Source organism: Leucobacter triazinivorans, assembly GCF_004208635.1.
GTDB classification, from domain to species: Bacteria; Actinomycetota; Actinomycetes; order Actinomycetales; family Microbacteriaceae; genus Leucobacter; species Leucobacter triazinivorans.
Map to the genome: position 1 here is coordinate 2,474,294 of NZ_CP035806.1, position 13,246 is coordinate 2,487,539.

The 13,246-nt window shown below is 71.9% G+C and carries 9 protein-coding genes; 4 read left to right on the forward strand and 5 right to left on the reverse strand.

All coding sequences use genetic code 11. The features are described 5' to 3' along the window. Positions 1 to 43: 43 nt before the first annotated feature. On the forward strand, positions 44 to 1,660 hold the full coding sequence (locus tag EVS81_RS11240) for an amidohydrolase (protein WP_130110469.1): 1,617 nt from the start codon (positions 44 to 46) through the stop codon (positions 1,658 to 1,660). Between the two features lie 265 nt (positions 1,661 to 1,925). Here EVS81_RS11240 and EVS81_RS11245 read toward each other — a convergent pair whose 3' ends face one another. The 3 genes from EVS81_RS11245 to EVS81_RS11255 form a co-directional block, all read right to left on the reverse strand. Continuing rightward, the gene (locus EVS81_RS11245; RefSeq protein ID WP_130110470.1) at positions 1,926 to 3,245 is read right to left on the reverse strand and encodes a flavin monoamine oxidase family protein; all 1,320 of its coding nucleotides are present in this window, start codon (positions 3,243 to 3,245) and stop codon (positions 1,926 to 1,928) included. Positions 3,246 to 3,610: 365 nt separating this feature from the next. Further along, positions 3,611 to 4,417 carry a purine-nucleoside phosphorylase gene (locus EVS81_RS11250; protein ID WP_130110471.1) on the reverse strand — a complete coding sequence of 269 codons (807 nt, stop codon included), beginning with the start codon at positions 4,415 to 4,417 and terminating at the stop codon, positions 3,611 to 3,613. Between the two features lie 341 nt (positions 4,418 to 4,758). Beyond that, complete coding sequence (locus tag EVS81_RS11255) at positions 4,759 to 7,416, reverse strand: aminotransferase class I/II-fold pyridoxal phosphate-dependent enzyme (protein WP_420813285.1); 2,658 nt, start codon at positions 7,414 to 7,416, stop codon at positions 4,759 to 4,761. Between the two features lie 409 nt (positions 7,417 to 7,825). Here EVS81_RS11255 and EVS81_RS11260 point away from each other — a divergent pair, with 409 nt between their 5' ends. From EVS81_RS11260 to EVS81_RS11270, 3 genes are all read left to right on the forward strand, one after another. Beyond that, positions 7,826 to 8,323, forward strand: a complete 498-nt coding sequence (locus EVS81_RS11260) for an SIP domain-containing protein (RefSeq protein ID WP_130110473.1) — start codon at positions 7,826 to 7,828, stop codon at positions 8,321 to 8,323. A gap of 143 nt (positions 8,324 to 8,466) precedes the next feature. Then, positions 8,467 to 9,903 (forward strand): NAD(P)H-quinone dehydrogenase, encoded by a 1,437-nt coding sequence (locus EVS81_RS11265; RefSeq protein WP_130110474.1) that lies wholly within the window; start codon positions 8,467 to 8,469, stop codon positions 9,901 to 9,903. 62 nt (positions 9,904 to 9,965) lie between these two features. Continuing rightward, positions 9,966 to 10,352, forward strand: coding sequence for a cupredoxin domain-containing protein (locus EVS81_RS11270; protein ID WP_130110475.1), 387 nt, complete (start codon positions 9,966 to 9,968; stop codon positions 10,350 to 10,352). A gap of 170 nt (positions 10,353 to 10,522) precedes the next feature. Here EVS81_RS11270 and EVS81_RS11275 read toward each other — a convergent pair whose 3' ends face one another. After that, positions 10,523 to 11,851 (reverse strand): class I SAM-dependent RNA methyltransferase, encoded by a 1,329-nt coding sequence (locus EVS81_RS11275; protein WP_130110476.1) that lies wholly within the window; start codon positions 11,849 to 11,851, stop codon positions 10,523 to 10,525. 100 nt (positions 11,852 to 11,951) lie between these two features. Further along, positions 11,952 to 13,205: a helix-turn-helix transcriptional regulator gene (locus EVS81_RS11280; RefSeq protein WP_240739820.1), complete on the reverse strand. Its 1,254-nt coding sequence runs from the start codon at positions 13,203 to 13,205 to the stop codon at positions 11,952 to 11,954. Positions 13,206 to 13,246: the final 41 nt, after the last annotated feature.

Sequence of the window (13,246 nt, forward strand, 5' to 3'; positions counted from 1 at the left end):
CCGCGTACCGGGCCGGCGAACGCGAACGGGGAAGGACGAGAACATGACGGAGCATCTCGGCGGCGATCTCGCGATCGTCGGTGCGCGGCTGCGCACGAACACGGATGAGGGGATCGGGGCGACGGCCCTGCTCGTGCGCGCGGGCCGCATCGCGGCGCTCGGCGACGACGCGGCGATCCGCGCCGAGGCCGAAGCGGCCGGCATCCCGGTGCACGAGGCGTCGGACGCCACGGTGACCCCGGGGCTCTTCGACTCGCACACCCACCCGCACTGGGCCGCGGAGGTCACCGCGGGTATTGATCTGGGCGGCTTGGAGACGGTGGCGCAGCTGCGCGAAGTCATCGCGGCCGAGCACGCGCGCCTGCCCGAGGGCGCCTGGCTGCGCGGCTGGAACCTCGAGTACGAGCCGTTCGAGGAGACGGGTCTGCGCGGCGACCTGCTCGAGGACGCGGCGCCCGGGCGCCCTGTCGCGCTCATCTGCTACGACCTGCACACGGGGCTCGCGACGGCTCCGGCCCTCGCCGCGGCGGGGATCACCGGGGCGCGTGAGTTCGCCGACGCCAGTGAGGTGGTCGTCGACGACGCCGGGGTGCCGACGGGAGAGCTGCGCGAACCGACGGCGTACAACCTGGTCTTCGACGCTGCGCCGAAACCATCGGCCGAGGAAGAGCGCGACGCGCTGCGGAACATGTTCCGGCGTCTGGCTGCGGTGGGGCTGACGGGCGGGGCCATCATGGACGGCCGGGATCGCACGGTCGAGCTGCTCGCCGAGCTCGAGGGCCGCGGCGAGCTGGACCACCGGGTCACCGTGCACCACTGGCACGCGGTGGGCGATGATGACGACGACGTGGCGCGAGTGATCGCGGCCGGGGACCGCCGGGGGCGCCTGTGGCAGACGGGCGCGATCAAGCTCTTCAGCGACGGTGTGATCGACACCGGCACCGCTTGGCTGCACACCGTCGACGCGTGCGGCGACGGCCGCGTGCCGTTCTGGCCGTCGTGGGAGCGCTACGCCGAGGTGGTTCGCGCCTATCATGAGGCCGGAATGCTCATCGCGACGCACGCGGTCGGCGACTACGCGGTGAGTCGTGTGCTCGAGGTCTACGCGACGCTGCCCGCCCGCGACGGGCTGCCGTTCCACTCGATCGAGCACCTCGAAGTGCTCTCGGACGCCGATGTCGAGCAGCTGCGCGGCAGCGGCGTCACCGCGTCCATGCAGCCGCTGCACATGCAGTGGCGCGCGGCCGACCACAGCGACAACTGGACCGTGCGCCTGGGCCCGGGACGCGACGCCACGGGCTACCGGGTGCGCGACGTGCTCGACTCGGGGACGACGCTCGTGCTCGGCTCCGACTGGCCGGTGGCGCAGTACGATCCGCGACTCGGCATGGCGTGGGCGCGAGGGCGGCACGCCCCGGGAGATCCCGCGGCGCCCGTCTTCGAACCCGAGCAGCGTCTGAGCGGCGAGGAGGCACTGCTGGCCTACACGCTGTGGCCGGCGCGGGCGCGCGGGCACGAGGATCGCGGGGTGCTCGCCGTCGGCGCGGTCGGGGACCTCACGGTGTGGGGCGCGGATCCGGTCGACGCGACGCCCGATGAGCTGCCCGAGGTGCCGATCCGGCTCACCGTGGTCGAGGGGAGAGTGGTGCACCGGCAGTAGCCGGTGCGGCGCGGGTCCGCTCGCGCGTCGCGCGGACCCGCGCCGCCCGACGCGCCGACCATCTTTCGCGCGTCAGTAGTTGTCGCCAAACCTGAGGTTTGACGACAACTACTGACGCGCGTGCGCGCTATCGGAGGGCTTCGGCGACCCTGCGGGCTTCGCGCAGGCCCGACTCGATCGCGCCGTCGATGAAGCCGCCCCCGGCAAGGCGCTCAGGGAAACGCGTGAGCGTTTCGCGCCGACGGCGCTGAGCGCGCCCTCGCGCTCAGTGGGGCAGGAGGGCTTCGGCGACCCTGCGGGCTTCGCGCAGGCCCGACTCGATCGCGCCGTCGATGAAGCCGCCCCACAGGTCCGCGTTGTCGGTGGTGGCGAAGTGCACGGCGCCGTCGGGCTGCTGCAGCTCCGCGAGGTCGCGGGTGAGCTGGCCGGGCCGGTGCGTCATCCAGGTGGTGCGGGAGAGCGGGTCGGTCATCCAGTCGTGGGCGGTGACCTCCGTGACCTCGATGCCGGGCCTGAATGCGTCGACCGCGGCCTGCACGCCCGCGAGGTCGTCGAGGTCGATGCGGGTGTGGTCGGGGCCGAAGGCGACGAGGACCGTGTAGTCGCCCTGCTCGTCGGTCTCGTAGAACTCGGCCTTGAGTACCGACAGCGGATGGTGCTGGCTCGCGTAGGCGAAGAAGCGGGGCAGGTGCCCCTTCGCGCGCAGCCAGACCTTGGTGCCCTGCGACGCGACGGTCTCGGTGCTCTGCCGCCGCCAGACCTCCGGCAGCGCGGGTTCGAATCGGATCCCCGCGATCGCGTTGACGGGCAGCGTGCTGATCACGCGCCGCGCGCGGATCCGCGCGCCGTCGGCCGTCTCGACGACCGCGTGCGCGTCGGATCCCGCACCGTTCTGAGTCACCGAGATCACGGTCGTGTTCAGGCGGATCTCGCCGGGGATGTCGCCCGCGAGCGCGTCGGTGAAGCCGCGCATCCCATCGACCACTCGGTAGGTGGCGGAGGCCTCGTGCATGAGCTGCCAGTGGCCTCCCGTGGCAGCGACCCAGCGCAGCGCGCTCGAGAGGCCCACCTGGTCGAGCGGGGCGTTCACGTGGCCCACCCACACCGACTCGTTGGCGGCACGGGCCTCGGGGTCGAGGTCGAGCGCGTCGAAGCGGTCCTGGAGGCTGAGGCGATCGAGATCCCGGATCGCACCGTTCGTGGGATCGACGCCGCGCGGCATCGCTTCGCGTACGTCGTCGACGACGAGCTGCTGGCCCTCATCGATCAGCGCCATGAACTCCTCGAGGGTGCCCGTGCGCGGGGTGCCGTCGGCCCCGTGCCAGGAGGCCTCCTCGGCGCGGGGGCTGCGCACGATCCCGCGACTGTAGCGGGTCATCTCGGCCCACACGTGGGGCTGCACCCAGTGCACCCAGTTGGCGCCCATCTCGAGGTCTCGGCCCAGGCGGTGGTCGGTCCAGGTGCGCCCGCCGATGCGGTCGCGCGCCTCGAGCGTGAGCACCTCGAGGCCGGCCCGGCCGAGCTCGCGTGAGGCGATGAGCCCCGCGAATCCGGCGCCGATCACCACGACATCGACCGACTGCATGTTCTCTCCTTCGAGTTCGGGGCCGGCACGGATCGCACCGGATCTCAGCCTATCCGCGGGCTCCGGGTGCGCGCCGCAGACGTTCTCACGGAATCGAGGGCGAGGATCATACGAACGTAGGGGGATCCGCCCGCGCTCCCGCTCCCCGTGCGGCCGCGGCCCGGCGCTCACCCACGCAACTTCAGTACGCGCGTCAGTAGGTGCTGCCTCACCGCTGGAATACCGACATCTACTGACGCGCGAAGATCGGGTTGGGCCGGGCCGAGTGCGACGGGATGGGCGGGGCGAGACGGGCGGGCGGGCCGGGACGGGCGGAACGGGCTTGGCGGTGCGGGCCGGTCGGGCGGGCGGGGTCGGCGGGGCGGCTACAGCCGCGCGACGACGCGGGAGAGCAGCTCGGCGAGGCGGGGCTCGGCCGCCTTGCCCTCGGCGAGCACCTCTTCGTGGCTGAGCGGATCCTCGCCCATGCCAGCAGCGGGGTTCGTGATGAGCGAGAGGCCCAGCACCTCCATGCCCGCCTGCCTGGCGGCGATCGCCTCGAGCGCGGTCGACATGCCCACGATCTGCCCGCCGATGGTGCGCAGGTAGTGGATCTCGGCCGGGGTCTCGTAGTGCGGGCCGGGCAGCTGCACGTAGACGCCCTGCTGCAGCGACGGTTCCGCTTCGCGCGCCAGTGCGCGCAGCCGGTCGGCGTAGAGGTCGGTGAGGTCGACGAAGTTCGCACCCTCGACCGGGGAGGCCGCGGTGAGATTGAGGTGATCGCTGATCAGCACGGGCTCGCCGGCCCGGAACGCGGGATCGATGCCGCCCGCACCGTTGGTGAGAAGCATGATCCCGGCGCCCGCGGCGGCGGCGGTGCGCACGCCGTGGACGACTGCGCGCACGCCGCGACCCTCGTAGAAGTGGGTGCGCGCCCCGATGACGAGCGCGTGCCGGCCGCTCGCGAGACGGATCGAGCGCAGCGTCCCCGAGTGGCCGGGAACGCCCGAGACATGGAAGCCGGGCACCTCCTCGGCCGGGATCACGGCGACGGTCTCGCCGATCACGTCGGCGGCCCGGCCCCAGCCGCTGCCCAGGGTGAGGCCGATGTCGTGGCGATCCACGCCGGTGAGGCGGGCGATGGCCGCCGCGGCTTCGGCGGCACGGGCGGTGGGGTCGAGCGGCTCGGTCATGGAGTCCAGCTTAGGGGCTGTGCTCTTGGGCCCGGGGGGGGGCTCGCGCCGGTTGAGGGAGGCGGAGGTTGCGCGGTGGATCCTGCGACTGCGCGCAGGATGACGGTGGGTGGGCAGGATGACGGTGGGTGCGCGCAGGATGACGGTGGGGGCGCGCAGGATGACGGTGGGTGCGCGCAGGATGACAGTGGGTGCGCGCAGGATGACAGTGAGTGCGCGCAGGATGACGGTGGGGGCGCGCAGGATGACGGTGGGTGCGCGCAGGATGACGGTCGGGGCGCGCAGGGCGACGAGCGGCGCCGGTTGAGGGAGCGCAGCGAGTCGAAACCCGACCGCGGCGCCTACCCCTCCTTGAGGATGCGGTAGCCGCGCTTCGGGTCATAGCCGTGGATCTCGCGGGTGTCGAGCCGCGCCATGAAGTCGAGCACGCCGGCGGTGACGACCTGGCCGGGCACGAGCACCGGGAAGCCGGGCGGGTACGGCGTGACGAAGCCCGCGGAGACGGGCTCCTCCCCCCGCGCCACCCGCTCGCGAAGCGCATCGAGCCCCACGTGTTCTACCGCTCCCCGCTTCTGGCCCAGGAAGAACGCCGGCCGGATATCTCCGTCGGGGAGTCCGGCGTCGGACGCGTACTCCGGGGCGAAGTAGCTGAAGTCGGGCAGCGGCGGCATGTCCTGCTCCGGGGTGCGCGGCAGGTCGGGATCGCGTTGCGCCTGCTCTTCTTCGAACCGCTCGGCGAGCTTCACGAGCACCTCGATGAGGTAGGCGATGGCACTTCGCGTGGTGCCGATGTTGGTCATGAACAGCACCGTGTTGCGGCTCGTCTTGTTGACCTGGATCCCGTATCGGTTCATCAGGTACTCGTGCTTGAAGGTGTCGCCGTCGACCCCGGTGCGGGTGATCTCGACGGTGATGCGGCTCGGGTCGATGACGAACTCGTCGCCCGCCCAGGCCCGCCACATGGTCGAGAGCCCGTCGCGCAGCGGCATCGGGCGCTGCACCTCGCGGTGTTCGGCGGGGATGAGCTCGGTGGAAGTCAGCACCCGATAGGTGCGGCGCAGCAGCGGGTGGCGGGCGATTGCCTGCGCGAGGCTGGTGGCGAGATCGAGCTGGCGCTGCACGAGGTCGAAGCCCTCGAGCTCCACCTGGCGTCGCCCGAGATCGAGCGAGGCGAGGATCTGATAGTTGGGCGACGTCGAGGTGTGCGTCATGAAGGACTCGTGGAAGGGCTCCTCGGCCTCGCGCACCCAGTCCTGGTCGTAGACGTGGATCATGGAGCCCTGCCGCAGCGCGGTGAGCGTCTTGTGCGTGGAGTGCGTGGCGTAGACGCGGATCCGCGCGTCGGGGCTCGGGATCAGGCGCTCGTCGAGCCACGCGTCGTCGGGCTTCGGGGTGCCGTCCGCCTCGAACAGGCGCTGCTGCTGCTCGTGATACGCCTGCGCGTGCGCGGCCGACTTGAGCTTCGCCTCGAGGTGCTTGGCCGAGGCCATCGCCGTGCGCCGGCGGGTGACCGGGTGGAAGGCGGCGAAGGCGAACCATGCCTCGTCCCAGAGGAACACCAGGTCGGGCTTGATCGCGAGACACTCGGCCATGACTCGTTCGGGGTCGTAGACGATGCCGTCGAAGGTGCAGTTGGTGAGCGTCACCATGCGCACCTCGTCGAGGCGGCCCGCGGCGCGGTAGTCGAGCAGCATCTGCTTGATGCGGCTGAGCGGGACCGCTCCGTAGAAGGCGAACTCGTCGAGCGGGTAGGCCTCGAGATAGGCCGGACGTCCGCCGGTGAGCATCATCGCGTGGTGGTGGGACTTGTGGCAGTTGCGATCGACCAGCACCACGTCTCCGGGTGCCACGAGTGCCTGGTGCACGATCTTGTTGGCCGTGGAGGTGCCGTTCGTGACGAAGAACGAGTGCTTGGCGCCGAATGCGCGCGCGGCCAGATCCTGAGCCTTCTTGATGGCGCCCGTGGGCGCGAGCAGAGAGTCGAGCCCTCCCGAGGTCGCGCTGGTCTCGGCCAGCAGCAGGTTGAGCCCGTAGAAGTCGGCGAGATCCTTGATCCATTTCGAGTTCACGACCGATCCGCCGCGCGCGACGGGCAGCGCGTGGAACACCCCGACGGGACGGCGGGCGTGATACTGGATCGCCGAGAAGAAGGGCGTGTCGTAGAGGTGGGAGATGCGGCGCAGCAGCGTGAGGTGTAGCTCGAGCTGGTCCTCGCGGCGGAACACGCGGCGGAAGCGGCGGGTCAGCACCCCGGCGAGCTCCTCGATGTGCGCTCCCGCGACGAGGTAGAGGTCGAGTTCGGGGCGCAGATCGGCGAGCGCGTCGGCGAGACCCAGCACGCGCTGCACCGAGGCGAGCGAGCTGCGCGACGACGCGGGGTGCGTGCCGGCCGAGGCTTTCGCGAGCTCGATGGTCTCCTGGAGCTCCTTGCTCAGCGGCTGCTTGGTGCGGTCGCTGAACCCCGGTCGCACCACGCAGGCGAGGATCTTGGGGTTGGTGAGCACCGCGGCGATCGCGTCCTCCGCCGAGGGCACGACGACGAAGTCGTAGATGAACGCGTCTGCGGGCCCGCGCATCTTGAGCGACTCCGCGGCGAGCGCGTCCCGGTCGGCCTCCGTGGTCTCGTCGACCACGAGCACCTCGAAGCGGGGTCTGGGGTCGGCGTCGTCCTGCAGCTCGGCCCGCTCGGCCTCCTCTAACTGCTCGTCCCGCGGCTCGTCGGGCACGGAACTGCCCCGGAAGCGATTGACGACCCTGCCGATGCGCTCGAGTGCGGCCGGGTAGTCGCCCTCGACCAGCAGATCGCGGATGGCGCGCACGTAGCGCTGGCCGAACCCGGCCCAGTAGAGCTCGATGGTCTCGAGCGCGCGCAGCGACCGGAAGACCTCTCCGTCCTGGGAGAGCACGCCGTCGTTGTCGTTGCCCATCGCGATGCGCTTCACCGCGAAGCGCAGGTACTCCCACGCATCGCTCCGCAGGCGCCAGGTGCTCGACGGCATCCCGGGATCGCGCTCGAGCGAGGCCGCCCCGGAGCGGGGTGCGGTCCGGGAACGGAGGACGTCGCCGCCGGCGATCGTGCCGCGCGTCTCGGCGGCAGTGCTGTGGGCGGTCTTGATCCTCGTCATGAGCGGCTCGTCCTTCCAAACGTCCTCGTCCTCCGGCGCCGCGGCGCGAGCGTAGCGGCGCGGTCATCCCCTGTCACGATCTTAGGCGCACCCGGATGCGCGGATCGGCACCCGCCCGTCCGGGGCTCCGGACCCCCCATCCGCCGAGCGCGCGCGTCCGCAGAGCGGACATCCGTCGAGTGTGCGTCCGCCGAGCGCGCGTTCACCGAGTGCGTGTCTGCCCCGAGCTGATGATCCGCCGAGAGATCACCCGACGAAGGTAAGGATGACCTAAGATGGAGGCGTGAATGCCCCTGATGCCTCGATCCCGGACCCGGGCGACCCGCAGTTCGTCTCCGTGCTCGATCCCGCCGGTATCGACTGCGTGCTCGCCGCCGGTGACGCGTCCGACCTGACGGAACTGCGGGCCTGGCTCGGCGGGCTCCCCGAGGATGCATACGGGCGGGTGTTCATCGAGGTCTTTGCCGAGATGCAGATCGAGGATCTGCCCGCGCCGGCCAACGTGGGCGTCACCTGGCTGTGCCGCGAGCAGCGTGAGAAGAGCCCACGTCCGGGCCTCGGCCGTCGGCGCGGCGAAGCGCTCGCGGATGCCGTTGACGCGTGGTTCGACGAGTGGCTGTGGGCCGACAGCGCGGCGGTGCGCAACATCCAGCTCTGGATGGGCGCGCGCACCAGTTCGGTGATGCAGAGCTACTGGGCGGCGCTCGACCGTCGGCTGGAGAAGCGCTGGCCGAGCTACTGCCAGAACGCCTGCCGCGACTCCTGCCCGCGCAGGCACTGAGGGCGCCCGCACCTCGCGCAGGAGGAAGCCGCTCGCGCAGGAGGAAAGCGGCGGATCGGTCCTGCACGAGTGGTGTTCTCCTGCACGAACGCCCACTTCCCGCCGGCACCCGCCGGCCCGCCGCGACCTCGTAGACTTGAGGCATGGCGAAAGCGTATGAACGGAAGCACCGCATCGCGGTGCTCGGCGGTGGCCCCGGCGGCTATGAGGCGGCGCTCGCGGGCGCCCAGCTGGGGGCCGAGGTCACTCTGATCGAACGCGCCGGGGTGGGCGGTGCCGCGGTGCTCACCGACGTCGTCCCCTCGAAGAGCCTCATCGCCACAGCGGGAGGCGTGCAGGCGGTGCGCGACGCCGGTCGTCTCGGCGTGCAGGCATTCGTGCCGGGGGCTCACGGCAAGCCGGTGCGCCCGGAGATCGCTGTGAATCTCGCCGCGGTCAACAAGCGCCTCCTGGCGATGGCGGGCGCGCAGTCGGTCGACATGCTGCGATCCCTCGAAGACGCCGGCGTGCGCGTTGTGCAGGGGGAGGGGCGGCTCGACGGCCCCAACGCCGTGCTCGTGTCGACGGCCGCCTCCGGAGGTACCGATTTCGACCGGATCGAGGCCGACACCATCGTCGTGGCCGTCGGCTCCAGCCCCCGCGAGCTCGATTCGGCGAAGCCCGACGGCGAGCGCATCCTCACCTGGAAGCAGCTCTACGACCTCCCGGCGATCCCCGATCACCTGGTGGTGGTCGGCTCGGGCGTCACGGGCGCCGAGTTCGCCAACGCCTACCGCACGCTCGGTGCCGAGGTGACTCTCGTGTCGAGCCGCGAGCAGGTGCTGCCGGGCGAGGATCCGGATGCCGCGGCCGTCATCGAGCGCGAGTTCAAGCGCCTCGGCATGCACGTGATGTCGAAGTCGCGCGCCGACTCGGTCGTGCGCACGGAGCGCGGCGTGCTCGTCACCCTCTCCGACGGTCGCACGATCGAGGCGTCGCACTGCCTCATGGCGGTGGGTTCGATCCCGAACACCGACGGCCTCGGCCTCGAGGAGGCCGGCGTCGAGCTCACCGACAGCGGCCATATCCGCGTCAACAAGGTGGCGCGCACGGCGGTCCCCTCGGTCTACGCGGCCGGCGACTGCACCGACTTCTTCCCCCTCGCCTCGGTCGCCTCGATGCAGGGCCGCACCGCGATCATGCACGCGCTCGGCGACTTCGTGCGCCCCATCGATCTGCGCAACGTCGCAGCGAACGTGTTCACGTACCCCGAGATCGCGACCGTCGGCTGGAACGAGCGCACGCTCGCCGAGGCTTCCGGATTGGCGCAGCACGTCACGCACACGGTCCCGCTCAGCGTCAACCCGCGGGCGAAGATGATCGGCTTCACGGACGGCTTCGTGAAGCTCTTCGCCTGGAAGGCGTCGGGCACCGTGATCGGCGGCGTCATCGTGGCGCACCGCGCGAGCGAGCTCATCTTCTCGCTCGCGCTCGCCGTCGAGCACCGGCTCACCGTCGACCAGGTCGCCTCGGCGTTCGCCGTGTACCCGTCGATGACGGGTGCGATCACCGACGCGGCTCGCGCGCTGCATCAGCACTGAGGCCCCGGCGCCTCGCACGGATCAACCCGGCGCGGGCCGAACGACAGGAACGAGGAGTCGGCATGAGGATCGAAGGGCCGTCGCGGCGCAGCGTGCTGGGAGGCATGCTCGGCATGATCGGGATCGGGGCCGCGGCGTCGCTCGCGGGATGCGCCGCGGGCAAGCCGGACGCGGTGCCGTCCGACGACGACGTCGAGGCGGCGGTGACGGTGCGAGCCTTCGACAACGCCTATGATCCGCCCGAGGTGGAGGTCGCTCCGGGGCAGGCCGTGCGCTGGGAGTTCGAGGGCCCCGCCGAACACGACGTGGTGGCCGAGGACGGCGGCTTCGTGAGCGAGTTGATGACCTCCGGCAGCTATACGCACCTCTTCGAGGAGGAGGGGGAGTACCCGTATCTCTGCTCGGTGCACCCCGAGATGACGGGCGTGGTGCGGGTGCGCGTCCGCTGATCCGCCCGCGCCCGCCGCGCGCCCGCCGCGCGCCCGCCGCGCGCCTCCCCAACGTTCGCGCCCCTCCCCGCCCGTCCCGCGCCCGCTGCGACCTTCGCGCGTCAGTAGGTGCTGCCTCGCGCGCGGTTTGGCCGCAACAACTGGCGCGCGTAGGAGGGGGCTGCGGCGGATCAGCCGCGTTGGAAGACCGCCAGGGACTCGAAGTGGTGGGTGTGCGGGAAGATGTCGAAAGCGCGCAAGCCGGTGAGTTCGTACCCCGCATCGCGCAGGCTGCGCGTGTCCCGGGCCAGCGCCACCGGGTCGCAGGCCACGTAGACGACGTTCGCGGGCGCGAGCTCGGCGAGCTGCCCCATCACGTCCCCGCCCGCCCCGGAGCGCGGCGGATCCAGCACCACCGTGCCGCGCCGCAGCCGATCCCGCACCGGCGCGGAGGCCCGCAGCAGCTCGCCCAGGTGACGATCGACTCGCGCGGTGACCGCGAGCGCCCCCACCAGTTCGGAGAGGTTCTCGGCCGCGTCGTCCGTCGCGCCGCCATCGACCTCGACCGTGGTCACCTTGGTGCCGGGCCCGGCGGCCTCCGCCATCGCCGCCGCGAGCAGGCCGACCCCGCCGTAGAGGTCGAGGTTTCCCGCCGCCGGGTCGAAGCGGCCCTCGTCGATCAGCTCGGCCACGGCGTCTCTCACGGCGGTGAAGAGCACGGCCGGGGCTTCGCGGTGCACCTGCCAGAACCCTCCGGCGCGCACGAGGAAGCCGCGATCCTCCACGAGCTCCCGGATCGTGTCGTGCTCGCCCGCGCGGGTCTTCTCGCCCGCGAGACCGAGGAGCATGCGCGGGTCGTCGGCAGAGGGATCGACGAGGTCGACGGTGGCCGCCCCCGGCATCGCCTCTTCGAGCGGCGCGATCCGCCCGATGCCCGCGCTGGCGAGCGGCAGGGAGGCGACCGGGATCACGCGGCGGCTGCGTGCCGCGTAGGGGCCGATCGCGCCGGTCTCGGGATCGACGTGCAGACGCACTCGGGTGCGATACCCGAGCCCGTTCGCCTCGTCGTCACCGGGAGCGGCCTCCACGAACTCGGCGAGCGCCTCGCCGAGCTCGTCGTCGTCGGCCGCCGCGAGCTCGACCCCGCCGAAGCGGTGCATCGCATCGGCGAGCACCTGCGCCTTCAAGAGGCGCTGATGGGGGAGGGCGATGTGCCCGAACTCCGCGCCCCCGGCCCGATCCTCGGGAGCGCGTTCGACCGCGGCCTCGGCCCAGACGTGCGGGCGACGGGCTTCGGAGGCGTCGAGCACCTCGACCACGGCGGCCCGCGCGAACGACTTCTTCCGTGCGTCGGTCACCCGCGCGCGCACCCGCTCGCCCGGGATCGCGTCGGCCACGAACACCACCCGGCCGTCGTGGCGCGCGACGCTCACGCCGCCGTGGGCGATCCCGGTGATCTCGAGCTCGATCGTCTCTCCGATCTCGAGCGGAGCGGACGTGGAGGGCGCGCGTGATGACATGTGCTCCATTGTCCCATCACCGGCGCACGCACCGCGATCCGTGCGGCGGGATCCGCGATCCGTGCGGCGGGACCCGCGATCCGTGACCCGTGGCTCGGCCTCAGGAGCGCTGCTCGGCGAGCAGCGCCGCGATCGCCTGGCTGCGCGAGGCGACCCCGAGCGCGCGCAGGATCCGTGAGACGTGGAACTTCACCGTGTTCTCGCTCACGCCGAGACGGTCGCCGATCGCGCGGTTGCCGGATCCGGCGACGAGCAGCTCGGCCACCTGCACCTCTCGCGGCCGCAGGCGAGAGATCGCCGACGAGGACAGGTGCGCCCGCGGCGGGTCGAGCGGGAGGACCGCCGAGAGCTCGGTGCCCCAACCGGGCGTCGCGTCTACGGAGAGGCGTCCGTTGAGCGAGTCGATGCGCCGGCGCGTGGCGCGGCGGAGCATCTCGGCATCGGCCGGATCCCCGGGGCCGTCGTCGCGCACCGACATGAGCAGATGGACGCCGTCGCAGTTCCACTGCACCCGGATCCGGGTCACCTCGGGGATGTCGATGCGGCTGAGCACGACGCGTCGTGCGACGGCACGAGCGCCTCTCGCGACCTCGTCGGGAAGCGGGCGGCCGTCGGACGGGGGATCGCCGAACTGCAGCTCGAGATCGCGCAGGCGCACGGCGGAGAGCAGATCCTGCTTGAGGCGGTCGAAGGCCACGCCGACGGGCTCCTCGGTCAGTGTCCGCACCTCGTCGGTCACGGCCCGCAAGCGGACGAGCCCGTCGGCGGCGCGCGCGATCCCCGCCGCCCTCGCCTCGGAATCGGAGAGCTTGCGCGAGCGGAGTGCCGTGAGCAGCGCCTCCAGCGTCGTCGCGTACTCGTCCGCCAGCTCGGCGAGCGCCTTCAGGCGCGCCCCCGATGTCGAGCGCGCGTGCTGCAGATAGTCGGGCCTCGCCTCATCGGCGCGTTCCTGCACGTGCAGCGAGACGATGTTCCAGACGTCGAGCACCAGGCCGGTGTTCTCGAGGGGGCTCGGGTCGGCCAGCACGAGCAGGGCGCCGTTGCGGGCGACCACCTGCAGCGCCGGACGTCTGCGGTCTCCGGTGTCGATGTGGGTGCGGCGCACGGTCTCGACCTCGGAGGTGCCCCGGCGCAGCCGCTCGAGGTCGAGGCCGCGCACGCCGCTGACGAACGTGGGATCCCCGCAGCCCTGCAGCCGCCCGCCGCTCACGTCGGCGGTCAGCATGACCATGCCGGAGTGCGGCACGATCGGCGCGAGGAGGCGGGAGAGCCCGGGCAGGATCGCGCCGAGCGGCGCGGCGAGCACGTCTGCGAGTTCGCGCAGCAGCCCCTCGGTCGGCACCTGGTCCGGCATAGCGGCAGCCTACCCGAAGACGGCTACTCGAAGGTATGGCT

Coding starts and splice junctions, on each gene's coding strand:
- EVS81_RS11275 (WP_130110476.1), bottom strand. CDS start 11,851: ATGTCATCACGCGCGCCCTCCACGTCCGCTCCGCTCGAGATCGGAGAG.
- EVS81_RS11255 (WP_420813285.1), bottom strand. CDS start 7,416: ATGCCGTCGAGCACCTGGCGCCTGCGGAGCGATGCGTGGGAGTACCTG.
- EVS81_RS11270 (WP_130110475.1), top strand. CDS start 9,966: ATGAGGATCGAAGGGCCGTCGCGGCGCAGCGTGCTGGGAGGCATGCTC.
- EVS81_RS11240 (WP_130110469.1), top strand. CDS start 44: ATGACGGAGCATCTCGGCGGCGATCTCGCGATCGTCGGTGCGCGGCTG.
- EVS81_RS11280 (WP_240739820.1), bottom strand. CDS start 13,205: ATGCCGGACCAGGTGCCGACCGAGGGGCTGCTGCGCGAACTCGCAGAC.
- EVS81_RS11250 (WP_130110471.1), bottom strand. CDS start 4,417: ATGACCGAGCCGCTCGACCCCACCGCCCGTGCCGCCGAAGCCGCGGCG.
- EVS81_RS11245 (WP_130110470.1), bottom strand. CDS start 3,245: ATGCAGTCGGTCGATGTCGTGGTGATCGGCGCCGGATTCGCGGGGCTC.
- EVS81_RS11265 (WP_130110474.1), top strand. CDS start 8,467: ATGGCGAAAGCGTATGAACGGAAGCACCGCATCGCGGTGCTCGGCGGT.